Below are 23,833 nucleotides of genomic sequence, written 5' to 3'. Positions count from 1 at the left end.
CATGGATGCCGATATGCTCGACGAGCAGATGCTGAAGGCGCATTTTGATGCAGCCAGCCAACCCGCCATGGGTGAGGCACTCGAACTTTTCTCCTTCCTTGGCAAATTGCCGGATGCATTCGTCGCTTCGCAGCAGCGGGAGGCCAAGCGCCTGCAGAAACTGGGGCGCGACAAGGATCCAAGACTCGAAGCCTTGAAGGTATCGGTCGAGGAAGCCGAAAGACTGCGCTCCACCGCGCGCTGGGGACAGGCGCGCTTCGAGCGCGCGGTGGCGGCATTGACGGAGGAAGACGCCGTCTTTCACGGCTTCATCTCCGACGCCGATCTGCGATTTCAGAAGGGCTATACCGTGCGACTGGTCGACGACGGCGACGCGGACGGGAAATCTGAACTGTCCGCAACGACAGAGGCGGATGGATACTTCAGCATTACGCTGAAGGTGAAAACGGAAAAGAAGGCCGGTGGCTTTCCCTCCAGGGAAGATGCCAGTGCCGTTCTGGGAGCCGGCCTGTCGGAGCTTTTTGGCATCAGCGGGGCGGCGGCCGCGGCGCAACCTTCTTCTTCAGACAGGAAGTCCAGGGAGGTCTATGCGGAGCTCTTCGACCCCTCGGGACAGCGTTTCCACCAGGATCCGGTTCCGATCGATCTTGAGGGCGGCAGCGTGTACCGCGAGTATGTCGTCAACGGGGATGCTGCCGGCAGTAGCAGCCAGCGTTATGCCGGCAATCCGGAAACGAGAGAACTGCACGATACGCAGAAACTGACCAAGCGTTGCAATTTCAGCACCATCAACCCCGATACGCTGGTCCATTTCGACACCACGGCCGGTGCGCAAAAAGCCGGTTACGACCTTTGCGCCCATTGCTTCGGCAAGGCCAAATCCAAGCCGAAGCGGTGAGCGGGCATGTCGCCTGCGGCTTTGAGGTGAAAGACAGATGCGAGCTGTTGCTTCAACCCGTGCGGCAGAGGATGCCTCGCATCTGACGGCCCGCCGAAGGGCTCCAGACGACATGGGGCAATCCCCCGGCCATGCCGCCTCGACAGTTCCCCTCTTGCCGCGCACAGCTTGCGTCTGTGGTGGCGGCTGCCCTGCCTGCCGGGGTGGCTGGCCCATACAGAAAAAAGCGGCCATCAGCGAACCAGGGGATATCTACGAACAAGAGGCTGACCGTGTCGCAAGCCTCGTGATGCAGATGCCCGAGCCGCGACGGCAAGGGGACGCCGCCACGATGTCGGATATCACACCGCGGGCCAGGCCGCTATCTGCAGCGCGGGGGAGCGACGGACCGATGGCTGGCGAGATGCCGGGTGTCCAGCGTCAGGCCACAACCTCGGGGGAGGGCGGGACCGCGCCCAACGCCTTGCCGGGCGGCCTGGGGGCGGGGAGTCCGCTCGATGCGCAAACGCGGGGCTTTTTTGAATCGCGGTTCGGCAACGAATTCGGTGCCGTTCGGATCCATACGGACTCCCAGGCTGCCGCATCCGCCCGGGCCGTCCACGCCAAGGCCTACACCGCAGGACCGAACATCGTGTTTGGTGCCGGGCAATACGAGCCCCATACGACGCCGGGAAAACAGCTGCTCGCCCATGAGCTCACGCACGTTGTCCAGCAGACCTCCGCCGGCGCCAGTTCACTGGTGACGGCCAGGTCGCACGGGCCGCGTCTGGACCGCTCGGTCGATGACTGGCTGATCGGGTCAGTCGACATCCGGGCATGGACCTATACCCAGCTGGTGTCCGAACTGGATGAGCTGGTGCAGTATCTGGACCGGCAGACCACATCATCGGACGAGACGGCCCGGATCGAAGAAGCCGTCACCCAGTTGCGGGCTGAGGTGACCCGCCGTGAATCCGCAGCCGCCGGGCCGCGGACCCGCACGCGCTCACGCGGCCGTGCCCGCAGCCGGCCGGCCGGTGCGCCGGCCCCCGGTACCGAACCCCTGCCGGCAAGATACCCGCGCATCCTGACGGAAATGACCAGTGTCGCGTATGCCGATCCGGCCGAGATGCGCGCCGAGTACGACCTGATCATGGAGTGGCTCGCCCGTCCCGAGATCTCCGAGAACGAGCGCCGCATCATGACGGCCGAGCGCGACAACCTCGCGCCGCAGCTGACCGGCGATCGACATCGTGTGGCCGCCGAACGGCACGCCGAACGAGTCCGGATCGCGCTGACGCCAGGTGAAACGGGAAGCGCATCCGAACTGGAGGAGCTCACCCGGACGATTCTTGGCATCGCAGCCGATCCAGGCAGTCCCGACGTCGCGTACATCTACCACCAGGGCGAACGGGTGGCGATATCGGCCGCGCAGGCGCAGACCTTGCGGGACACCCTGCACGACCAGTTGCTCAGCACATCGCGGCGGATCGAGTCGCGGCTCGAGTACGCCTGGGGCCGCTACACGACACAAGTGGCCATCAACGACGATCATCCCGTCATCTCCACCATCGCAGGTTTTCTGGGCGATGTGGACGACCCGGGGGATGATCTCTACATCAGCTACCGGACGTGCATGACAAGGGTGCACAGGATGCGGCGCCTGATCTACGAAGAGTCCCTCATCGACGCGGTGCGGCTGATACCTCGTGCCGAGCGCATCGCCGCGGAAGTATCGGAGATGTCCGCCCGGTACTACGAGGGTTATATCGAAGGCGCCGGGAGAGCCGTCACCGGCCTGGAGTTCACCCGCGACGCGTCGTTTGCCATTGCCGGTAGCATTGCGGCGGTAGTGGCCGCGCCCGTGGTGGCCGGTGCTGTCGGTGTCGGCGGCCTGGGCCTGACGGGTGCCAGCGCCACGGTGGCCACGATAGGCGGCACGGGCGTGGTGGTCGGAACCGGCGTGGCCGGGGTGCGCGGCACTTCGGCCGCGGGCGGTGTCCTGCTGGCCGGGGGATCGCTGAGCGAAGCAGGCTCCGCCTTCACGGCCGAGGCATGGCGTGGTTTTCGCGAGGGTTTCCTCAGCGGCGCGGGCGGGGCGGCGGCGCGTTCGGTCGGCCTGGCGATCAACGCCGCGGGAGGTTCGCTCGCCAGCCAGGTGGCCACGCGGGTGGGCGCCGAGATGCTCATCAACGGCACCACCACCATGGTCGACGTGCTGGCGCGCGGAGGCTCCCTGGAAGAGGCGGTGCGCGCCGCCGGCATCTCGGCCGCGCAGGCGGTGCCCGGGGCCCTGCTGGGCGGCTCGAACAATCCTGTCGTGCGCAACCTGGTCGCCCCGTTCACAGCCGGCGGCAGTGCCTATCTCGCCGCGCGGGCCAACGGTGCTTCGCCCGCCGAGGCGCTGGCGCAGGCCGGCACGGCCGTGGCCACCAACGCGGCCATGTCCCGGGCCGTGCACACGCCTGGCGCGGATGCGGCCCTGGTGGAGCGGGGGCGCTCCATCGGTGCTGACATGCGGACGACGGTTACTTCCGCCGGGCGCCGCGTCGCCCCATATCTGGCGGCTCCCATGATCGCCATGTCGGACGCCATGCCTCCCTTGCGTTCGGGCTACGGCGGCGCGTCGGTAGTGGTCGACGCCGACGCAGTACCGCGTATGGGTTCATCCAGCGGATCCGTTGCACCTGTCGACACCACCACAGAAACGCGCCCGTCCACCACGGTCGCTCCGCATGTCGATGCCGAGACTCCAGCCGCCTCGGTGCCACATACCGAATCAGACGCAACTTCTCCGGCAGCCAGCACGACAACCCCGGCGAGCCCTGTCGACGACCTGAATGTCGACGCGGCGCTGTCGCCGGGGGCTCCGATGGACCGGGGCGAAATGGGTATGAGCGGGCGAACGGTGGCGTCAGGCCGCAGTAGAAACTTCACATCGTTGACGCGAGCCGCCTTGAATCCCGCGCAGAGGCTAGCGGCAATCCGTTTGCACGGCCAACGGTTCGGCGCTGCCCTGCGGCAGGCGTGGTTGCAGACCCGCAATGCCCGTGAAGTTGCCGATCTGCAGACCATCGCCAATCACTGGAATGCAGGAAGACGAGACGAGGCCCGGACTTTGGCGCGCGCCACCTATGATCGGCACCGCGGAAGATTCTGGCGTGCAGTGCGCGCGGACCCGACGCTGCGGTCGATATTTACAGATGCTGGAATGACCTTCCCGACGGGGGGCAATCGACCACCAGTCTATGTTGATCCCGTCACCGGCGACGAGATCGATTTCATGTCACTGGAACATAACACGCGTTTGACGGATGATCCAACTCTTGCGCTCGATGCAAACAATCTGCAAACCGTTCTGGGCGATGAGAATTCGGTGATGCTCGAATGGATACGGCGCAATGATCCATTTCAGTAGCTCTCGGTTCAACGACGGGTATCTGATGGCATTCAACTAATGAAAGCTATTGTGTCGACAAAGGTGACCGACGACAGTAAGAAGCATCTGTCGGGTCACGCCAGCGGCTTGCCTGAAGCGATCCTTGCTTCAGGCTCTTCGCAATCTCCATCGCTTCTGCTTCAACGCAAGGCAGCATGTCCTTGCGGTGGCGGCTGTCCCGCTTGTCAGGCGGGCGGTGGTGGCATTCGAGTCTCCGTGTCGGGCGAACCTGCGGAGCTTGAAGCCGACCAGATTGCGGACAAGGTCATGAACATGTCACCTGGCGAGATTCGTCCTGTCGGCGGAGGACGCACTTCGGGGCCGGATAGAAGGAGGGAAAGTTCCGGAGAATCGGAGTCTCAGGAGGAAGCCCCCGCAACGCTTCAGATGAAGGAGCGGTTCGCTTCCGCTTCCCCTCTACCTCCGGGAGGAGGTGGGCCTTCAATTCCGAACCTCCTCAATTCAGAAGGGCATCCACTCGACCAGGAAGCCCGAGGGTTTTTCGAACCACGGCTGGGCGTGAACCTTGGTCAGGTTCGGGTGCATACCGATGCGACCGCCGCACAGTCGGCCCGCGGCATCAATGCAAGAGCGTATACGTTCGGAGAAGACATCGTCTTTGACAGTGGCGAGTACCAACCCGATTCAGCGACGGGAAAACACCTTCTTGCGCACGAACTCGCGCACGTCATCCAGCAGAGAAATTCCGGGAACTATCTATTCGCGCGGCAGGAGGGCGACGTTGCCGCCGCGTCAGCGGTGTCAGGCATGCCGGCCCAGGGGCAGATGTTTGTTGGCCAGACGCCGGGCGGAGTCTGGTACTACATGTTCAATCCGGCGGACTATGTGGGCTGGATACAGAGCCTGGAACGATTCGTCATCCTGCACATCAATAACGCTTTTCAAGGCGTGACGGAAGCAGCGATCCGTGCGTTCCTCGCTGAAGAGCATCATTTCTCACTCTCCCGAGACGATCCGACGACCACTGGTTATCCTCCCGATCGTCCGGTGCGCCTGTCGATTGCCTTGGACTTTCACCGGCAAATCGCAGGCTGGATGGCGTCTCACTATCCTGATGTCCGGGAAAGAGAAGTTCGAACCGGCTTGCAGGAGTTGCCGCCAGAGCCGGTCGGATTGGACAGCATTGCCCGGGAAGGGGCGCACCCAGAGCCTGCTGCTTCTGCCGATCCTGCTGCCGCCACGACGGATCGCCATATCTACCCCGCACGTACTGACCTGACGGTCATGGAGGGCAATGCCCGTCTGAGCCTGCTCTATCTTTTGATGATGCAGCATTTCACAAGCCTGCCGCTGAACGACGCCAACCGTGCGCTGGCCAGTGACGGCCTGACGCCTGAAGAGCTGGAAGCGCTGATCGATGATGACAGCCTGCGTCGCATTCTTACAGCCTTGTTCACGCAGGGGTGGGTTGATTTCGTGAATGCTGGTGGGAGCAGTCCCGATACTTTCGGCTCTCTGATTGAGCGGATACTGGAGCAATACACACGTGGCAATCCAACGGCAACGGCAAACCGTCTGCGCATTGGCCACGGCATTCCCGAGGGAGAAATACTGGGCATCGTCCATCGCAACAACGGCATCCTCTTGTACGACGATCTCGGTCAGCCGTTGAGATGGAGCTTTGCTCCCCGGGATCACGGCTATATCGGGTTTGCGGTTTCCGAGTCGGCGTTGCGTGAATCGATGGCCAGCAGCGAGCCGCCGATGACGCATCGGGAAGAGATCGACATGCTCACCCTCAACCTGTTCCTGCAGGCGACGGGGACACACGATATCGCCATGGTCGAGCAGGCCGCGTTGATAACGTTTCAGCACATCGAGACCGTCTCGGGAAGAATCCGCGAAGGCTTGCCGGGTGACATCACCGTGGCGCTCGCCGAGACCATAGGTGTTCTGACAGGTTTCATGGTCGGCCATGCCTTCACTGCGTTTGCGATGCGCAACCCGAGTCCCTACATCTTCGGGCTAGGCGTTGCCGTGGAAGTCCTCCTTCGTGGCGCAGGGTATGTCATGGGGATCCGGTTCCTGTCCGATGTGGAAGAGGTATTGCTGGAGGCCGGTTTTCATATGAGCCGAGTCAGGGACGATGAGCAAGGCAACCCGACCGCGCTCTCGGAATACCACATGAATATGGCGGCCGAGCCGATCCGTCAGCTGATCATTGACACCGCGGTTTTCATGGGGGGCGCCGCCTTTGCAGGCGCGGCGCGAAGCGCCACTGTTCGTGGCGCCGTGCTGCGCTGGGGACGGGTTGCCGGCATGGGACTTATGCTTGGTGTCGCGGACGCCGTTCCGGCCGCCCGGGGGGCGGGTGGTGGTCCGGGCAGAGTTGGTGGCGCAGGGCCCATGGTCGAAGCACCTGCCTTGGTCGAATTGCCGCTGATCCCCGAGTCCGAGATTTTTGTTGATCCGGCTCGCGCGGCCGAATCTCCGAGACTGACAACCGCGACACCTCCCGTCGAGACCGCCGCCGCTCCCGTCGCACCACCGGTTGCAGAGATAGCTCCCCCCGTCGAGGTAGCCCCGGCTCCTGCCGCCCCAGTCGCAGAGACGGCCCGCCCCATCGATGTTGCTGCCGCTCCTGCCGCGCCGGTCGCAGAGATGGTGCCTCCCGTCGAGACAGCCGCAGCTCCTGCCGCGCCGGTCACGGGGACGTCTCCCCTGGTTGAGGCGGTTGCGCCGACAACCACATCAACTCCGCCTGCGCCAGATGTTGCGTCGCCCGCCGCGCCCGGTATGCCCAACGCCTTGGTAGACGCCTATCTCGCCGACCCGACAGGCACCATCCGCCGGGCAAGGCTTGCCCGCTTGCGCGAGATCATCGAGACATGGCGGTCGGATCGGGAGGCATTGCGCGAACATCTCAGCACCGAAGCCGGGCGGGCGGCAATCAGGGCCATGCGCGACGAAATCGCCAGGCTTGAGCGCGAGACGGCAGCAATGCCTGTTGAAGAAGTCGTGCCGGAGGAGCCGGGATCTGAAACAGCGGCCGAAGCCGGTGCGGAATCCGGATCGGCAAGCCCCGAGTCTGCGCCGCCTGAATCGCCCGCAGCCGAAGCAGCCCCTGAAGCTGCCAGAACCCCGCGTGTTCTCGATCCTTCCGAGCGAGTCAGCGTCAATCCAGACGGATCGATCTATTACCCCGAAGGAACCCGCTATCACGGGCACACCGCCGCTGGATGGACGGAAATGACGGTTGCGGAAGCAGAAGCCCGAGGGGCTCGCCGGACTGCCATGCCCGAAAGAATTCCTTCAGGGGTTTACTCGTTCGAGCGGCCTGCTCTGGGCGATCAGAGGGTGGTCTTGCGGGCATGGCTGGGGTTCAGGGAAGTCCGCGCCGGACTGGAACGTCACATGAGGAGCGCCGGCGAATATGCGATTGAAGTATTGAGAGGCTGGCAGCGCGCTCATGCGTCGGGGGCGGGTCTTGGCGCCGAAAGCGGCGAGGCTATCCGCCTGGCACCGGAGTTTGTCAACCAGATACTCCAGAATCGTGGGATCGAGCGGTTCTTGCGCGATCTCAGGGATCGGATTCTTCCGGAGGGAGGGCGGATCCACGTCACGACGGTGGTGGAAACCCATCCTACGACGCTGAGACTGGCCGCGATCGAATACCGCGTCGAAGTGTTAGGCGAAAGTGGTTTGACATCTCTGGGAGATGTTCGTATTGAAGTGACCCCCGAGGGGAATGCTCAAGGATTCGCCCGATCTGCCGGCGGCGACACTTACGCCTCAACCCCGATATTCGATACCTCCGGCCGGCCCGTCAGGTGACGCCGGGCCCGCAGGTCCTACCCCAGCTTCTTCACCAGCACCTGAGACTTGCGGTCCCAGTTGTACTTGCGCTTGCGCGCCTCGGGCAGCCAGTCCGGGTCCACGTTCTGGAAACCCCGCTTGATGAACCAGTGCATGGTGCGCGTGGTCAGCACGAAGATGCTGTCCAGGCCCATGGCCTTGGCGCGCTGCTCGATGCGCTTCAGGACCTTCTCGCCGTCGCCCTGGCCCTGGGATTCGGGCGAGACGGTCAGCGCCGCCATCTCGGCGGTCCTGGCCTCGGGGTAGGGGTAGAGCGCGGCGCAGGCGAAGATCACCCCGTCGTGTTCGACGATGGTGTAGTTGCCGATGTCGCGCTCGATCTCGGTGCGGTCGCGCTTGACCAGGGTGCCGTCCTTCTCGAACGGTTCGATCAGCTGCAGGATGCCGCCCACGTCGTCGGCCGTGGCTTCGCGCAGTTCCTCCAGCTTCTCGTCCACCACCATGGTGCCGATGCCGTCGTGCACATAGACCTCCAGCAGCAGCGCGCCGTCCACCGCGAAGGGGATGATGTGGCTGCGCTCCACGCCGCCCTTGCAGGCCTTCACGCAGTGCTGCAGGTAGAAGGCGGTGTCGGTCGGGCGCTGGCCGGCCGGCATCTGGGCCAGCAGCAGTTCGGCGGCGGCCAGCGGCAGTTCGGTGTCGATGGGGTTGTCGTCGCTCTCGGGCTCGTTGGCGTGGATGCGGATGCCCGGCACCTCGGTCACGAAGATCAGCTTGTCGGCGTGCATGGCCATGGCCACGCTGGTGGCCACCTCTTCCATGGTCAGGTTGAAGGCCTCGCCCGTGGGCGAGAAGCCGAAGGGCGAGAGCAGCACCATGGCGCCCATGTCCAGGGTGCGGTTGATGCCGGCCACGTCCACCTTGCGCACCAGGCCCGAGTGCTGGAAGTCCACCCCGTCGACGATGCCCACCGGGCGCGCCGTGATGAAGTTGCCCGAGAGCACACGCACCGTGGCGCCGGCCATGGGCGTATTGGGCAGGCCCTGGCTGAAGGCGGCCTCGATTTCGTAACGCAGCTGGCCGGCGGCCTCCTGCGCGCAGTCCAGCGCCACCTCGTCGGTGATGCGCATGCCGTGCGAGTACTTGGCGGCGTGGCCCTTGGCCTTGAGCTGTTCGTTCACCTGCGGGCGGAAGCCGTGCACCAGCACCACCTTCACGCCCATGCTCTGGATCAGCGCCAGGTCCTGCGCCAGGTGCTGCAGCTTGCCGGCGGCGATGGCCTCACCCGCGATGCCCACCACAAAGGTCTTGCCACGGTGCATGTGGATGTAGGGCGCCACCGAGCGGAACCAGGGCACGAAGGTGAAGTTGAAGACGGCGGACATGCTGGGTAGGGCGGGCGAGGGTGTAATGGCAGGGATAATTAGGGCCTGCTAACGCCAATTTCGCAAGTGCGAAAGTGCTTAAAACCGCGCCAATCTAGGCGCGCGACGACGCCCAGGCAGGTCGCCTGGGCTAGGAGTGCAACAACGAGTGGCACGGTTTTAAGCACTTTCCCTTCGGGTTGCGGCCAAAAAAGCCATGCGGGGTGTTGCGCGGACTTGCCGGGGATGACCCCGGCGGCGTCCACGCGCCTACCGCATGACTTTTTTGATCCGCAACGCATCTTGCGAAATTGGCGTTAGCAGGCCCTGTGATTCTCCCTGAAGTTGCCCCTTGAGTTCCTCTCCCCTGAAAATCGAGTTCCCCGAGTCGCTGCCGGTGTCGGCCAAACGCGACGAAATCGCGGCCGCCCTGGCGCAGCACCAGGTCATCATCGTCTGCGGCGAGACCGGCTCGGGCAAGACCACCCAGCTGCCCAAGATCGCCCTGGCCATGGGCCGCGGCAAGCTGAACTACCCCGCCGGCCAGCGCGGCCGCCTGATCGGCCACACCCAGCCGCGCCGGATCGCCGCCAGCTCGGTGGCCAAGCGCATCGCCGAAGAGCTCAAGACGCCGCTGGGCGAGGTAGTGGGCTACAAGGTGCGTTTCCAGGACCGCCTGTCGAAAGATGCGTCCGTCAAGCTCATGACCGACGGCATCCTGCTAGCCGAGACCCAGACCGACCCGCTGCTGCAGGCCTACGACACCATCATCATCGACGAGGCGCACGAGCGCAGCCTCAACATCGACTTCCTGCTGGGTTACCTGCGCCAGATCCTGCCGCGCCGCCCGGACCTCAAGATCGTCGTCACCTCGGCCACCATCGACGCCGACCGTTTTGCCCAGCACTTTGCATCGAGCAAGGGCCCGGCGCCGGTCATCATGGTCTCGGGCCGCACCTTTCCCGTGGAGCAGCGCTGGCGGCCTTTTGAAGAAAGCCGCGAGTTTGATCTCAACGACGCCATCGCGGAAGGCGTGGACGAACTCTGGCAAGGCAACGCCGCGGGCGACATCCTGGTCTTCCTGCCCGGAGAGCGCGAGATCCGCGAGGCCGCCGACCACCTGCGTAAGCACCTGAGCCACAACGCCATCACGCGCAATGCCGAGGTGCTGCCGCTGTTTGCCCGCCTGAGCCAGGCCGAGCAGGACCGCGTGTTCGACAGCCACAGCGGCCGGCGCATCGTGCTGGCCACCAACGTGGCCGAAACCTCCCTCACCGTGCCCGGCATCCGCTACGTGATCGACACCGGCACGGCCCGCGTCAAGCGCTACAGTTTCCGTAGCAAGGTAGAGCAGCTGATGGTGGAGCCGGTCAGCCAGGCCGCCGCCAACCAGCGCGCCGGCCGCTGCGGCCGGGTGGCCAACGGCATCTGCATCCGCCTCTACGACGAGAAGGACTTTGCCGGGCGTGAGCGTTTCACCACGCCCGAGATCCTGCGCTCCTCGCTCGCCGGCGTCATCCTGCGCATGAAGTCCCTGCACCTCGGTGTGGTGGAAGACTTCCCCTTCCTGGAAATGCCTTCCGGCCGCGCCATTGCCGACGGCTACCAGCTGCTGGCCGAACTCGGCGCGGTGGACGAGCAGAACGAACTCACCCCCATGGGCCGGGAACTGGCCAAATTGCCGCTGGACCCGCGCGTGGGCCGCATGATCCTGGAGGCCAAGGCCCGCGGTGCGCTGGAAGAGGTGCTGATCATCGCCAGCGCCCTGAGCGTGCAGGACGTGCGCGACCGCCCCATGGAGATGCAGACCCAGGCCGACCAGGCCCATGCCAAGTTCGACGACGAGAAAAGCGAGTTCACAGGCTATTTGAAGCTGTGGAAGTGGATCAACGAGGCCCGGGGTGACAAACACGCCCACCCGGCCGGTGCAGGGGCCACCCACAAGCTGTCCAACCGCCAGTACGAACAGCTGCTGCGCCAGAACTTCGTCAACATCCGCCGGGTGCGCGAGTGGCGCGACATCCACAGCCAGCTGCTGACCGTGGTGACCGAGCACAAGTGGCAGATCAACACGGCCCCTGCCAGCTACGAACAACTGCACCTGTCCATGCTGGCTGGCCTGCTGGGTAACGTGGGCTGCAAGCTGGAGGAAGAGGCTAGCGCCGGTGAGTACCTGGGGGCGCGCGGCATCAAGTTCCACCGCCACCCAGGCGCGCACCTGAGCAAACGGCCGGGCCGCTGGATCGTGGTGGCCGAACTCGTGGAGACCACACGCCTCTTCGGCCGCGGCATCGCCAACATCGAGCCTGGCTGGATCGAGCAGGTGGCCGGCCACCTGCTCAAGAAACAACTGCTGGACCCGCACTGGGAAAAGAAGGCCGCCGAAGTGGTGGCGCTGGAGCGTGCCACGCTCTACGGCATCGTGGTCTACAGCGGGCGCCGTGTGAACTACGGCAAGGTGGACCCGGTGGCCGCGCGCGAGATCTTCATCCGTGAAGGCATCGTGGGCGGCGAGTGGGAAACCAAGCTGCCTTTCATCGCCGCCAATGAAAAGCTGATCCGCCAGGTCGAAGAGCTGGAGCACAAGTCGCGCCGGCAGGACGTGCTGGTGGACGACGAACTCATCTACGCCTATTACGACCAGCAGCTGCCGGCCGATATCTGCAGCGGTTACGAGTGCGAGCGCTGGTACCGCGAAGAAAGCAAGAAGAACCCGAACCTGCTGCGACTGACGCGCGAAGAACTCATGCGCCACGAGGCCGCGGGCATCACCACCAATGCCTTCCCCAAGACCCTGCGTTTAGGGGGAGTCGATTGTGCCGTCAGCTACCTGCACGAACCCGGTGACCCGCGCGATGGCCTCACCGTGAGCGTGCCGCTGTTCGTGCTGAACCAGGTCAACGAGGACCGTTGCGAGTGGCTGGTACCCGGCATGCTGAAAGACAAGATCCAGGCCCTGCTCAAGAGCCTGCCGCAGCGCCCGCGCAGCCGCTTCGTGCCGCTGCCGGAGTCGGCGGCCAAACTGGCCGAGACCATGGGCACGCCCGAAGCTTTCGGCCGCGGCGGCCTGACCGATGCGCTGCTCAAACAGGTGCGCGACATCACCAGCCTGGACGTCAAGCGCGCCGACTTCAAGCTCGACATGCTGAGCCCCCACCTCTTCATGAACTTCCGCGTGGTGGACGAGCATGGCCGCCAGATGGGCACAGGCCGTAACCTCGGCGCACTCAAGGCCGAACTCGGTGCGCAGGCACGCGGTGCCTTCCAGGCCCTGGCCGGGCTCAAGCTGGCGTCGCAGGCCCAGCCCAATACCGTTCGCCCTGAGCCTGTCGAAGGGCAGCGCGTGCCGGGGACAACGACCGCCTCAGTCCGAACGGAGAAGAATGCAACAGCCGCACCCACCGTACCTGCGGACCAGCGCTACACGGCCTGGACCTTTGGCGAGCTGCCTGAGCTCATGGAGATCCGCAAGGGCGGGCAGACCCTGATCGGCTTCCCGGCCCTGATCGATCTGGGCGAGGCCGTGGGCATCGAGGTCTTCGACGAACCCGAGGTGGCCGCGGCCAGACACCGCGGCGGCCTGCGCCGCCTGTTCGCCCTGCAGATCAAGGACGCGCTCAAGTACCTTGAAAAGAACATCCCCGAGCTGCAGAAGATGGCCGTGGCCTATATGCCCCTGGGCACGATGGAAGAACTGCGCGCCCAGATCATCGACGTGGCGCTGGAACGCGCGTTTCTGCTGGACCCGCTGCCGGCCGACGAATTCGATTTCAGGAAGCGGCTGGAGGAGGGCAGAGGCCGCCTGACCCTGATCGCCAACGAAGTGGCGCGCCTGGCCGGTGTCATCCTCATCGAATACGCTGCAGCGGTGCGCAAGATCAAGGACACCAAAAACGCGCCCGACGCCACGGCCGACTGCACCCAGCAGCTGCAGCGCCTGATGCCCAAACGCTTCATCGCCCAGACCCCCTGGCCGCAACTGCAGCACTTTGCCCGTTATCTCAAGGCCATCACGGCCCGCCTGGACAAGTACCGCGCCGACCCGGCCCGCGACGCGGCCCGCCTGGCCGAGCTGCGCCCGCAGGAACAGCGCTACTGGCGCCTGGTGGCCGAGCGCAAGGGTGTGATGGACGAGCGCCTGCAGGAATTCCGCTGGCTGCTGGAGGAACTGCGGGTGAGCTTTTTTGCGCAGGAGTTGCGTACCCCGCAACCGGTGAGTGTGAAGAGGTTGGACAAAGCTTGGCAGCAGCTGAACAGCTGATGCCAAGCTTTGCAGCGTAGGCTCATATGGCCGCAGCCATGTGATGCTGGAGCTACAAGGCCTGGGTCGGCCGTCAGGTCGACGCCGGGCGACAGCCCGGCAGCAGCTCACCAGTTAAGCCGCAGTTCTTTCGTCACAGGGCGAGCCCTTCGCCCGCCTCCTCGTAGGTACGCCCATCCCGGATGTGATAGATGCGCTTGAAGGTCGGGATGATCTTCTCGTCGTGCGTGACCACGATGATGGCCGTGCGGTACTGCTGGGCCATCTGGTTCAGGATGCGCATGACACCCAGCGCGCGTTCGCTGTCCAGCGGCGCCGTGGGTTCGTCGGCCAGGATCACCGGCGGCTGGTTGGCCAGGGCGCGGGCAATCGCCACGCGCTGCTGTTCGCCGCCCGAGAGTTGCGAGGGCTCGGCGGCGGCGCGGTGCGCCACGTCCAGGGCCTGCAGCAGCTCGCGGGCCCGGGCACGGGCCTTGCCGTTGGGCTGGCCGGCCAGCATGGGCAGCAGGGCCACGTTGTCGGTCACGTCCAGGAAGGGAATCAGGTAGGGCGCCTGGAAGACGAAGCCGATGCTGTCGCGCCGCAGCGCGCGCAGGTCGGGGATGGTCCAGCCGTCGTCGTAGATGGTCTGCTTGCCCAGCGTCATGCGCCCGGCCGTGGGTTCGATGATGGCGCCCAGGCACTTGAGCAAGGTGCTCTTGCCCGAGCCCGAGGGGCCGATCAGACCCACCACCTCGCCCGGCGCCACGCTCATGTTCACGTCCTTGAGCGCGTGCACGGCGGCGTCGCCTTCGCCGTAGCGTTTGCTCAGGCCTTCGATGCGGATGCCCAGTTCACTCATGGTCTGTCCTTATCCAATCGCAGCGCCAGGATCGACCCGTAGCGCCACGCGGATGGCCAGCGTGCTGGCCAGGGCGCAGATCACCATCACGGCGATCAGGCCGCGCACGGCGTCGCCCGTCTCCAGCAGCACGTACTTGGGGAAGAAGGGCGCCCAGACCGTGGCCGCCGTCTTGCCCACGATGAAGCCGATCAGGCCCAGGCCCAGCGCCTGCTGCAGGATCATGCCGGCGATGGTGCGGTTGCGCGTGCCGATGAGCTTGAGCACGGCGATCTCGCGCAGCTTGCCCAGGGTCATGGTGTAGATGATGAAGGCCACGATGGCCGCGCTCACGATGGCCAGGATCACCAGGAACATGCCGATCTGCTTGGCCGAGGTGGCGATCAGCTTGGCCACCAGGATTTCTTCCATCTGCTCGCGCGTGTAGGCCTCCAGGTGCTTCCAGCGGCGGATCGGTTCGGCCACCTGCTCCGGATGGAAGCCCGGCTGGAGCTGCACCAGCACCGCGTTCACGTTGTGGTTGCTGCTTTGCGCAGCCTGCACGGCTTCCAGCAGGCCCGGCACGGCCGGGCGGTTCAGGGCCGGGTTGGCGGCGGTGCGGGCGCGATCGTTGAGGATGGCCTCGTTGTCTTTCAGGAACTGGGCTTCCTGCGCGTCGGCCAGCGGGATGAAGACCATGGGGTCGCCGCCGGAAGACACCATGCGCTGCGTCAGGCCGACCACGCGGTAGTCATGGCGGCGGATGCGGATCTGGTCGCCCAGGCGAAACCCCGTCTTCACGTCGACCACGGCCTCGTAGTGGTTGCGCGTGAGGTGCCGGCCGGCCACCAGATAACCGGCTTCGCCCGGCTGGCCGGGCACCATGCCCACCACCATGGCGCGCACGTCGTTGCCGTCGCGCCGCACCTGCATGGTGAAGTAGGTCACGTTGGCCGCGCGGGCCACACCGGGCATGCCCAGGATCGAGCGATAGACGTCGTCGCGCAGGCTGGACGACTCGGCATACGGTCCCTGGGTGTCTTTCTGCACCACCCAGAGCTCGGCGCCGCTGTTGTTCAGCAGGGCGCGCGCGTCGTCCACCATGCCGCGGTAGACCCCGGCCATGGTCAGCGTGACGCCGATCAGCAGGCCAAGGCCGATGCCGGTGAAGACGAACTTGGCCCAGGAGTGCAGCACATCCCGGCCGGCCAGGCTGATCATTGCGCTGGCTCCGTGAGTGTCGGCACCACCTTGATACGGCTGCCGGCACCGATCTCCTTCTCGCTGTACACGACGACCGTCGCGCCGGCTTGCAGGCCGTCGAGCACACGCACCTGCCCATCGAGACTGGTCTCGCCCAGCTGCAGCGGTGCGAAGCTCAGCTGGTCGTCCACCATCAGCCAGACGCCGGCCTGGCCCTGGTGACGGCGGATGGCGGCATTGGGCAGTACCAGCGAGCGTGGTGTTGCGGGCAGGCGCAAGGTGACCTCGGCCAGTTCGCCGACCGACAGGCCGGGGGGGGCTGGTCGAAGCTGATCTGCGCAATGCGCTCCTCCGTCACGCTGTCGCCCTGCAGCTCCACACGGCTGACCTTTCCCGCCAGCGGGCTGTTCGGGCGCGAACGCAGCACGATCCCGGCGGCCAGACCCGGCGCCAGCCCGGTCGAACGGCCTTGATCGAAACGCGCCTTGATCCAAAGACTGGCCGGATCGATGAGCTTGAGCACGGCCTGGCCGGCCACCACCGTGGAGCCCGGCTCGGCATCACGTGACAGCACCACGCCGTCCTGCGTGGCCAGCAGGCGCGTGTTGCGGCGTTGTTGCTGCAGGGCAGAACGTTCGGCCTGAAGCCGGGTCAGGTCCTGCGCGGCGGCAGACAGATTGGCCTGGGCCGCCCGCACCTGGGCCTCGGCCGAGAGCAGTTCCTGTTGCCGGGCTTCCACCACGCCCGGGCTGACAAAGTTCTGCTGCCCCAGCTCCTGGTAGCGCCGCGCATTGGCCCGGGCCAACTCGCGCCGGGCCTGGGCATCGGCGACCTGGGCCTGGGCCGCTTCGTTCATGCTGGCCGCGCGTGCCAGCGAGGCCTCGAGCGCCTCGACGCGCTGCTGCAGGTCCACCGGGTCCATCTCGGCCAGCAATTGCCCGGCCTTCACGCGCTCGCCAGCGTCGACCAGTACGCGCAGCACACGGCCGGCACTGGTGGGGCCGATCAGGTAGCTGCGGCGGGCTTCTACCGTGCCGATGCCGTACAGCGCCGGGGTGATGGCAGCTTCGGCAGCGGTGACGACGGTCACGCGCACCGGGGCCAGCGGCCCGGAGCGGCGGATGATGAAGACCAGCGCGGCCAGCAGCAGCAGGCCCATGACGAGCAGCACCAGCAGCCGGGGCGAGAGTGACTTGATTTTTTTCATGAGGGAGCGCGCAGGCTGCGCAGGTAGAGATCGAACACGCGGGGTGCTTCGGAGCGCAGGGTGGAGACATGGCCGCTGAGCATGGACTGCATGACCAGGCCCTGCATGATCCCGACGAACATCGTTGCCGCCGCCGGGGCATCCAGATCGGGGTCGCACTGCCCCGCCTGGATAGCCTGCTTGATCAGGTTCAGCAGCAGCTGGCGGTAGCTTTTCATCAGCCCGCGCACGCTTTCCTTGAGGGATGAGTCCACAGGCTGCTGCAGTTCATGGAAGATCAAACGCGGCACGCCGGGATGGTGCGCCACAAAACCCACATGCGCGTCGAACACCTTGCGCAGGGCCTGTAGCGGCTCCGGGCTGGCGGCCGCGGCGGTCTGGATTTCGTTCAGCAGGTTCTCGCGTACCCACTCCATGGCGGCCAGCCAGATCGCCTCCTTGTTCCCGAAATGCTTGAACAGGGCCCCCTGGGTGACCCCGATCGCCTGGGCAATGTCCGTGGTGGTGATCAGGGCAGGGCTGCGCTCCTGGGCCAGCCGCAGGGCCGCCGCGACGATCTCCGCCTGCCGGGAAGCCGTGGCCAGTCGTGGGGTGGGAGAGGTCATGGAATCAATTGGTAAGTAATAGAATACTTACCAAGTATACATGCGCGACAGGCCGGCACGCAAGCGGGGACTAAACTGGGCCGATGCGCGTCAGGGGACAACACAAACTCAAACCACATCGCAGCCCCTGGCGCCGGCGAATGGACCTGACGCGGCACCGCGCCGGCCGGCTGGACCCTACGGTGCAGGGCCTGCTCTGGTCCGTGGCGGCCGGGCTGTGTTTCGTGCTGCTCAACACCATGACGCGTTACCTCACCACGCAGATCCCGCCGCTGCAGTCGCAGTTCCTGCGTTACCTCTGCGGGGTCATCGTGTTGCTGCCCCTGGTGCTGCGCAGCGGCATGGCGGCCTGGATGCCCCAGAACATACGCGGGCAGTTCGTGCGCGGTTTCGTCCACACCACGGGCCTGGCCATCTGGTTCACGGCCATCCCGCATATCTCGCTGGCGGACACCACGGCCATTGGTTTCACCACGCCCATCTTCATCATGCTGGGCGCCTGGATCTTCCTGCGCGAGCCCATGCGCTGGGAGCGCTGGCTGGCCGCGCTGCTGGGTTTCGGCGGCGTGCTCATCGTGGTGGGCCCCGGCCTCACGGCCAGCGGCGGTTATTACAGCCTGGTCATGCTGTCCTCGGCGCCCATGTTCGCGGCCTCCTTCCTGATCAGCAAGGCGCTCACGCGCTACGAGTCGGCCGGGGTCATCGTGCTCTGGCAGTCCATCACAGTGACGATCCTGAGCCTGCCCCTGGCCCTGCTCAACTGGCAGCCCGTCTCGGCGGCACAGTGGGCCGGCTACATGCTCTGCGGCCTGCTGGGCAGCGGCGCGCATTACCTGCTCATGCGCTCCTACGCCGTGGCCGAGATCTCGGCCACCCAGTCCGTCAAGTTCCTGGACCTGGTCTGGGCCGCGCTGCTGGGCTGGCTGGTGTTTGCCGATGTGCCCACCAGCCACTCGCTGATCGGCGGCACCATCATCGCGGGCGCCACGCTGTGGATCGCGCGGCGCGAAGCGCGCCGGGGTACCTGAGCGCTTGACAGGGGAAGGCGGCCCCAGATAAATTGGGCCGCATCCGGCCATCCCGCCGGTCCTTCCTTGACCGGGAGTTCGCATGGACCGTCGCCAGTTCGTCGAGACCTGTTCCACCAGCGTGGCCTGCCTCACGGCGGCCGTGGCCCTGCCCAGCTTCGCGGCCGACGCCAAACCCAAGACCTACGCCCGCGTGCTGCTCACCAACGAGTTCGGCGACCCGATCAAGGCCAGCCAGCTCCAGGCCCAGACCAACTACGTCTTCCACTACCCCTTCGAGGCCACGCCGGTGTTCCTGCTCAAGCTGGACAAACCCGCCGCTCCGCAGCCGCTGGCTACCCGGGCCAAGGACAGCTACGTCTGGCCCGGCGGCGTGGGGCCGCAACGCAACCTCGTGGCCTTCAGCGCCATCTGTGCGCATCAGCTGGTCTACCCCACGCAGCAGGTGAGCTTCATCAGCTTTCGCAAGAGCAAGGCCAAGAAGGGCGTGGCCGACAACCTGATCCACTGCTGCGCCGAACACAGCCAGTACGACCCGGCCCAGGGCGCGCGCGTGCTGAACGGCCCGGCCGAGCAGCCCCTGTGCGCCGTGCTGCTGGAGCATGATGCGAAGGCCGACACGCTGACGGCTTATGCCACGCTGGGTGGTGAACTGTTCGACGAGTTCTTCCGCAAGTACGAGTTCAAGCTCAGCCTGGACGTGGGGCCCAAGGCGAAGAACGCTGTGGCCGGCAAGGCCGCGGTGCGGGAGCTGGAGAAGTTCTGCCGCAACCCGATCCAGTGCTGATCCGCGCCACGGGCTTATGCCGCCCCGCGCTGTTGCAGCTTGCGCCGCGAGCCGCCTTGCCCGCGACCGGCCTTGATGTCGGTGGCCAGCGCCAGGTTCAGTTCCTGCGCCTTGGCCTTCAGGCGTTCGATGGCCGTCGCCAGCGCATCGACGGTGGCGTCGTCCAGCGCCGACACGAGCTGCGCATTGATGGCCGCAATCTCGGGAAACACCTCGTCGTAGAGCCGCCGCCCGGCCGCCGTCAGGCTGACCTGTGCGCGACGCGGATCGCTGGCCAGGGTTTCGCGCAGGGCCAGCTGCTTGGCGACCAGCATGCCGATGGAGCGCGAAGTCCGCGCCCGGTCCAGCTGCCCCTGTTCGGCCAGCGTGGAGGGCGACAGCGGCCCGCGATCGGCCAGCAGCGCCAGCAGGCGCCATTCGCGCCGGGTGATGCCATGGCGGCCTTCCAGCAGGCGCACGATGGGCGCGCCGCTCACGGCCTGCAGCATGTGCAGCTGGAAGTTCAGCAGATCATCGAGCCGGCGAGGTTGGCGTAGCGGGTTCGTCACGGGTTTTCCCTAGTCAGAATTGATTTGATCAATTCAAGAGAGGCATCCTAAGCTCTCCTGATCCCCACAACACGCAGGAGACCGCCATGCATCCACGCCGTACGCTCTTCGCCAGGGCAGGCCTGCTGGCCCTGTCCGTGCTGTGCGCCCCGCTGGTTTCGGCCCAGACCGGCGCGATCAAGATCGTCGTGGGCTTTCCGGCCGGCGCCACCTCGGACGCGCTGGCGCGGGTGGTGGGCGAAGCCATGGCCAGGCGGCTGAACCAGCCCGTGGTCATCGAAAACAAGACCGGCGCCGGAGGGCAGATCGCCAACCAGATGGTCAAGCTGGCGCCCGCCGATGGCAACACCCTGCTCATGACACCGGTGGCCACCATGTCCATCTTCCCGCACAGTTACGCGGGCCGACTTCAATACGACCCCTTCAAGGACTTTGCCCCGGTGGCGCACCTGAGCAACTTCCAGCTGGGCCTGGGCGTGGGCCCGGGCGTGCCGGCGCGCACGCTGGCGGAGTACGTGGCCTGGGTCAAATCCAACCCCGAGAAAAACGGTTTCTACGGCTCGGCCGCGCCGGGCAGCCTGCCGCACTTCTTCGGCGTGATGTTCGGCAAGACCGCCGGCATCAAGCTGCAGCACGTGCCCTACCGCGGCACCGCGGGTGCCATGCAGGCATTGGCCAGCGGCGAGATCGCCGCGCTGTCCACCGTGGCGGCCGACATCCAGGCCCTGGTGCAGGGCAAGCGCGCCACCCTGCTGGCCGTTGCCGGCGAGAAGCGTAGCCCGCAGTTCCCCAGCGTGCCGACCTTCCGCGAGCAGGGCTACGACCTGGTGGCCACGCCCTGGTACGCGCTGTTTGCGCCGGCCGGCACACCGGCCGCCACCGTGCAGCGCCTGGCCAAGGCCGCCATCGAGGCGGTGCAGGACCCGGCGGTGGCACAACGCCTCGCGGACATGGGCGTGGAGCCCACGGGTTATGCGCCCGAGAAGCTGGCCGAGATCATGAAGGCCGACTACGAGCGCTGGGGACCGCCCATCCGCGAGTCGGGGTTCAAGCCCGGGGAATGAGGGTGCGGTCTGCATGGGCGCCTGGGCCACGCAGGGTGGCGAACTGTGCGACGGATTTCTTCCGCAAGTACGAGTTCAAGCTCAGCCTGGACGTTGGGCCCAAGGCGAAAAACGCGGTGGCCGGCAAGGCGGCGGTGCGGGAGTTGGAGAAGTTCTGCCGGAATCCGATTCAGTGCTGAAGGGGCAGCGAGTTTGCATGATCCCTCGTCGTGGGCTCGAACCATTCATCTAAGCGCTCTGCTAATGAGCGGCGTTGCCGATGCATCGAAATCAGATGCAAGGATGAATAAGTATGGGCTGATCGCTGTATATAGACTCATCAAGAAACGATAGCTAAGCTGCTTTTGATGGCAAATTCGGAAACCACATGAGTGAGGCTCCAAAATTCAAAGAAATCAACGCGTACCCTTCCTTGCCAAGTCTTCAGGATGTGCAGGTGAGGATCAGTGAACTTGAAGGCCTCGATCTTGCCAAAGCTGATTTTGAATTCATCAAAGATCGTCTCCGACTTCTTGTTCATGGGTTTTCAGTTCAAGCTTTTATTTTTGAAAAGGGCAGAATTTTTTATAGAGGTCGACTTCTTGAATCGCCTCCAAAAAGTATTGCTGAAGTTGGAATGCGTTCTGCAGAACTCAACGAAGGGTACGGCAGACTGCATCGCCCCAAAACCACAGTTCTTTATACGAATCTTGCGGTTGGCAGCGTCAGTCGTGAAATTAAAGCTGAGCCTGGCAAAACGATTGCCTTATCTTGTTTTCGGGCCAAACGCCCGTTCCATGCAATTGGTGCTGGATTGGATGACGAGGCGATCCGTGGAAAAGGCTGGAGCCGAAATGGAATGGATTGGTCTCGTCTCAAACAAGGAGAGTTGGCTCGAACGCTGAATATAGAGGTGAACCGTTTCTTGGCTAAGCAATTTGTGAAAGACGTTCCAGGCGATCAAGATTTTCAGTACATGATCTCAGCTGCCTGGGCCGAATCCATCCTCGGAGCTAATGCGGTTGATGCCGTGGTATATCCATCCGTTGCGAATAGTGCGATCTCGGACAATGTCGGCTTTAAAGCAAGTTCTGTTGATGATCTGCTTGAACTCGTTCGAGTTGATTTCATTCGGCTCGATGACTTGCCGCAAGGCGCCAATACCATCACCTTTCTAAATAAGTCGACCTCAATAGTTGCCGACGGAACCTTGCTATTCAGCTCGCCGACTCCGTTTGACGTCATCAAGCCTTGGTCAGGAACTGTTGACCTCTTATCTTTTCAGCTTGAAGGTACGCGGTGGACTATGACTACTCGCGCAGGAGAACTGCTCGCAATTGAGAGGGAAAGCTGAGGGAGATTCGTAGTCAATTGCTGTGAGGACTCATCTAGGAAATGGTGCGGTTGACTTGAGCTTATAGCCGTTCCAGCCACTCCAGCGCCTTCCTCAGCATCTCGTCTTTCTTGGCAAAGCAGAAACGCACCGCTTTCTGGTCCAAGCCATTGTTATAGAAGTCCGAGCGCGGAATGGCCGCCATTAGCCTCCGGGCCACAGCCTTGCAAAGTCAAACGAAAGCTGGCGGTGGTGCCGGATGGACAGAAGATATACGGTGGTGTCGGCTTCCGAGGCCGCATAGAGCATCAGGTAGTCGCCATGCAGGTAGACCCGCAGCGCGACAGGAGCGCCGGCCGGCAGCGAGGCCAGTTGGGTCAGCGCCTCGGCGGATTGGGGCGGGTGGTCCAGGTAGCGCCGGCCGATGCGCGGAAAGCGGCGCAGATTGGGAAAAACCGTGGTCCGCAGCTCGTCCAGCAGGGCATCGAAGGCAAAGGCGGCGTCGGCTTCCGTCAGAAACGCCTCGATGCTGTCCAGGCGTTCCAGGAAGCTGGCGGTCAACTCGACCCGGTACAGGGACTCAGCCACGCTTTCTGGCGGCAGGCTTCGCTGTCTTGGCGCTGGCGGCACGGCGTTTTTGCAGCTGGGCCAGGGCGGCATCCGCTTCATAGGTGCGGCCGGCGGCGATGTCGTCCAGGCCGCGCTTGGCATCATCCAGCAGCAGCAGGTGGATGCGTTCGCGTTCCAGGCGGTGGTAGTAGTCCAGCCGGTCGGCGTCGATCAGCGCGACGTAGCTTTCACCGTTTTTGGTGATGATCTTCTCGGCACCGGCCTTGGCCTGGTCGGCCAGGAGCGAAAGATTGGATCGCGCCAGGGTGAAGGGCACGACATCGTTGGTGGCAATTCCCATGGCGGCTCCTGACGAGGTTACAGAATTCTGTGCATTCTATACCCGCGATGTTCCCAGCAAGACCTGCGGATGAACAGTCCGGCGCTCTAGATTGCCGAAGGTCAATAAGCCATCATGCGTGCCATACGCCTTCATGTCGGTCCCCCTTGTCAAGACGCGACGACCAAAATGCCACGCATCTTCTCCAGGTCTGTTTCGAGAAGTCCCAGGCGACCGTCACACTGCACCAAGCGTTTTCTCAGCCGTGGTGCGTAGTTCTCCGCTTCGTCATCCAGGGCAACCCAGGGTACGAGCGGTAGGCCTGCCAGCCACGCCTCAACCTCTTCGCCGCGCTCGTATTCGCTTGAGTAGTCTTCAAGCTTTGGCGTGACACCCGCAATCCGCGCCGCAATATCAGGGGAAAAGAAGCTGCGCAACCTGGGGAGGCTGTACGCTTCCCGCCAAGTTGACGTGATCACGATACGCGTTGGTGCCAGATCGTTCTGGCGCAGAAACAACTCAAGAAGCGGCAGCCGCGTAAAGTGCGTTTGCCCTGCTCCTTTGGGGTGCAACACGCCGTCGAAGTCGAGGAATAGAACCATAGGTCAGCCTCACTTTTCGATTGGCAGCCCGGTCGACGTCATTTGCGGGA

The 23,833-nt window shown here is 64.6% G+C and carries 16 protein-coding genes and 2 pseudogenes; 8 read left to right on the top strand and 10 right to left on the bottom strand.

Annotated features, from left to right (window positions below):
- Position 1 precedes the first annotated feature (1 nt).
- The 3 genes from HTY51_RS07910 to HTY51_RS07900 all read left to right on the top strand — a co-directional run bounded on the left by HTY51_RS07910 (position 2) and on the right by HTY51_RS07900 (position 8,111).
- The gene (locus HTY51_RS07910; RefSeq protein WP_174252232.1) at positions 2 to 898 is read left to right on the top strand and encodes a hypothetical protein; all 897 of its coding nucleotides are present in this window, start codon (positions 2 to 4) and stop codon (positions 896 to 898) included.
- A gap of 391 nt (positions 899 to 1,289) precedes the next feature.
- Positions 1,290 to 4,295, top strand: a complete 3,006-nt coding sequence (locus HTY51_RS07905) for a DUF4157 domain-containing protein (protein ID WP_217448254.1) — start codon at positions 1,290 to 1,292, stop codon at positions 4,293 to 4,295.
- A gap of 540 nt (positions 4,296 to 4,835) precedes the next feature.
- Positions 4,836 to 8,111 carry a DUF4157 domain-containing protein gene (locus HTY51_RS07900; RefSeq protein ID WP_254607020.1) on the top strand — a complete coding sequence of 1,092 codons (3,276 nt, stop codon included), beginning with the start codon at positions 4,836 to 4,838 and terminating at the stop codon, positions 8,109 to 8,111.
- Between the two features lie 17 nt (positions 8,112 to 8,128).
- Here the strand turns inward: HTY51_RS07900 and argA are convergent, their stop codons facing one another.
- Positions 8,129 to 9,478, bottom strand: coding sequence for an amino-acid N-acetyltransferase (argA, locus tag HTY51_RS07895; protein ID WP_174252229.1), 1,350 nt, complete (start codon positions 9,476 to 9,478; stop codon positions 8,129 to 8,131).
- A gap of 331 nt (positions 9,479 to 9,809) precedes the next feature.
- On the opposite strand from argA, the gene hrpA reads away from it, so the two are divergent.
- Complete coding sequence (gene hrpA / locus HTY51_RS07890) at positions 9,810 to 13,718, top strand: ATP-dependent RNA helicase HrpA (protein ID WP_174252228.1); 3,909 nt, start codon at positions 9,810 to 9,812, stop codon at positions 13,716 to 13,718.
- 133 nt (positions 13,719 to 13,851) lie between these two features.
- Here the strand turns inward: hrpA and HTY51_RS07885 are convergent, their stop codons facing one another.
- The 4 genes and pseudogenes from HTY51_RS07885 to HTY51_RS07870 form a co-directional block, all read right to left on the bottom strand.
- Positions 13,852 to 14,559 (bottom strand): ABC transporter ATP-binding protein, encoded by a 708-nt coding sequence (locus HTY51_RS07885; protein WP_174252227.1) that lies wholly within the window; start codon positions 14,557 to 14,559, stop codon positions 13,852 to 13,854.
- Between the two features lie 9 nt (positions 14,560 to 14,568).
- On the bottom strand, positions 14,569 to 15,759 hold the full coding sequence (locus HTY51_RS07880; protein ID WP_174252226.1) for an ABC transporter permease: 1,191 nt from the start codon (positions 15,757 to 15,759) through the stop codon (positions 14,569 to 14,571).
- Positions 15,756 to 16,948, bottom strand: a pseudogene (locus HTY51_RS07875) (efflux RND transporter periplasmic adaptor subunit). Before HTY51_RS07875 ends, HTY51_RS07880 begins: the two are co-directional and overlap by 4 nt.
- Positions 16,945 to 17,553 carry a TetR/AcrR family transcriptional regulator gene (locus HTY51_RS07870; RefSeq protein ID WP_174252225.1) on the bottom strand — a complete coding sequence of 203 codons (609 nt, stop codon included), beginning with the start codon at positions 17,551 to 17,553 and terminating at the stop codon, positions 16,945 to 16,947. Before HTY51_RS07870 ends, HTY51_RS07875 begins: the two are co-directional and overlap by 4 nt.
- A 140-nt stretch (positions 17,554 to 17,693) precedes the next feature.
- Here HTY51_RS07870 and HTY51_RS07865 point away from each other — a divergent pair, with 140 nt between their 5' ends.
- Positions 17,694 to 18,581, top strand: coding sequence for a DMT family transporter (locus tag HTY51_RS07865; RefSeq protein WP_174252224.1), 888 nt, complete (start codon positions 17,694 to 17,696; stop codon positions 18,579 to 18,581).
- An 82-nt stretch (positions 18,582 to 18,663) separates the two neighbouring features.
- On the top strand, positions 18,664 to 19,368 hold the full coding sequence (locus tag HTY51_RS07860) for a (2Fe-2S)-binding protein (protein WP_174252223.1): 705 nt from the start codon (positions 18,664 to 18,666) through the stop codon (positions 19,366 to 19,368).
- A gap of 14 nt (positions 19,369 to 19,382) precedes the next feature.
- Here the strand turns inward: HTY51_RS07860 and HTY51_RS07855 are convergent, their stop codons facing one another.
- Positions 19,383 to 19,916, bottom strand: a complete 534-nt coding sequence (locus HTY51_RS07855) for a MarR family winged helix-turn-helix transcriptional regulator (RefSeq protein WP_254607017.1) — start codon at positions 19,914 to 19,916, stop codon at positions 19,383 to 19,385.
- 86 nt (positions 19,917 to 20,002) lie between these two features.
- On the opposite strand from HTY51_RS07855, the gene HTY51_RS07850 reads away from it, so the two are divergent.
- Both HTY51_RS07850 and HTY51_RS07845 read left to right on the top strand, forming a co-directional pair.
- Entirely contained in the window at positions 20,003 to 20,980 is a 978-nt protein-coding gene (locus HTY51_RS07850) for a tripartite tricarboxylate transporter substrate binding protein (RefSeq protein ID WP_174252222.1), read from the top strand.
- 367 nt (positions 20,981 to 21,347) lie between these two features.
- The gene (locus HTY51_RS07845; protein WP_174252221.1) at positions 21,348 to 22,313 is read left to right on the top strand and encodes a hypothetical protein; all 966 of its coding nucleotides are present in this window, start codon (positions 21,348 to 21,350) and stop codon (positions 22,311 to 22,313) included.
- 61 nt (positions 22,314 to 22,374) lie between these two features.
- On the opposite strand, the pseudogene HTY51_RS18845 reads toward HTY51_RS07845, so the two are convergent.
- From HTY51_RS18845 to HTY51_RS07830, 4 genes and pseudogenes are all read right to left on the bottom strand, one after another.
- Positions 22,375 to 22,497 (bottom strand): annotated as a pseudogene (locus HTY51_RS18845) (methionine aminotransferase); the annotation flags it as partial.
- On the bottom strand, positions 22,497 to 22,880 hold the full coding sequence (locus tag HTY51_RS07840; RefSeq protein ID WP_174252220.1) for a type II toxin-antitoxin system RelE/ParE family toxin: 384 nt from the start codon (positions 22,878 to 22,880) through the stop codon (positions 22,497 to 22,499). The pseudogene HTY51_RS18845 and the gene HTY51_RS07840, both read right to left, overlap by 1 nt.
- Positions 22,873 to 23,202, bottom strand: coding sequence for a type II toxin-antitoxin system Phd/YefM family antitoxin (locus tag HTY51_RS07835; RefSeq protein ID WP_174252219.1), 330 nt, complete (start codon positions 23,200 to 23,202; stop codon positions 22,873 to 22,875). Before HTY51_RS07835 ends, HTY51_RS07840 begins: the two co-directional genes overlap by 8 nt.
- A gap of 149 nt (positions 23,203 to 23,351) precedes the next feature.
- Positions 23,352 to 23,783, bottom strand: coding sequence for an HAD domain-containing protein (locus HTY51_RS07830; protein ID WP_174252218.1), 432 nt, complete (start codon positions 23,781 to 23,783; stop codon positions 23,352 to 23,354).
- Positions 23,784 to 23,833 lie beyond the last annotated feature (50 nt).

The organism is Rhodoferax sp. BAB1 (assembly GCF_013334205.1).
Classification (GTDB): Bacteria; Pseudomonadota; Gammaproteobacteria; order Burkholderiales; family Burkholderiaceae_C; genus Hylemonella.
This window is presented reverse-complemented; position numbering and strand designations above follow the sequence as displayed.

Excerpts from the sequence above, each read along its gene's own strand:
- HTY51_RS07910 (WP_174252232.1), top strand. The coding sequence starts at position 2 with ATGGATGCCGATATGCTCGACGAGCAGATGCTGAAGGCGCATTTTGAT.
- HTY51_RS07905 (WP_217448254.1), top strand. The coding sequence starts at position 1,290 with ATGGCTGGCGAGATGCCGGGTGTCCAGCGTCAGGCCACAACCTCGGGG.
- argA (WP_174252229.1), bottom strand. The coding sequence starts at position 9,478 with ATGTCCGCCGTCTTCAACTTCACCTTCGTGCCCTGGTTCCGCTCGGTG.
- HTY51_RS07885 (WP_174252227.1), bottom strand. The coding sequence starts at position 14,559 with ATGAGTGAACTGGGCATCCGCATCGAAGGCCTGAGCAAACGCTACGGC.
- HTY51_RS07880 (WP_174252226.1), bottom strand. The coding sequence starts at position 15,759 with ATGATCAGCCTGGCCGGCCGGGATGTGCTGCACTCCTGGGCCAAGTTC.
- HTY51_RS07870 (WP_174252225.1), bottom strand. The coding sequence starts at position 17,553 with ATGACCTCTCCCACCCCACGACTGGCCACGGCTTCCCGGCAGGCGGAG.
- HTY51_RS07865 (WP_174252224.1), top strand. The coding sequence starts at position 17,694 with ATGGACCTGACGCGGCACCGCGCCGGCCGGCTGGACCCTACGGTGCAG.
- HTY51_RS07860 (WP_174252223.1), top strand. The coding sequence starts at position 18,664 with ATGGACCGTCGCCAGTTCGTCGAGACCTGTTCCACCAGCGTGGCCTGC.
- HTY51_RS07850 (WP_174252222.1), top strand. The coding sequence starts at position 20,003 with ATGCATCCACGCCGTACGCTCTTCGCCAGGGCAGGCCTGCTGGCCCTG.
- HTY51_RS07845 (WP_174252221.1), top strand. The coding sequence starts at position 21,348 with ATGAGTGAGGCTCCAAAATTCAAAGAAATCAACGCGTACCCTTCCTTG.
- HTY51_RS07835 (WP_174252219.1), bottom strand. The coding sequence starts at position 23,202 with ATGGGAATTGCCACCAACGATGTCGTGCCCTTCACCCTGGCGCGATCC.
- HTY51_RS07830 (WP_174252218.1), bottom strand. The coding sequence starts at position 23,783 with ATGGTTCTATTCCTCGACTTCGACGGCGTGTTGCACCCCAAAGGAGCA.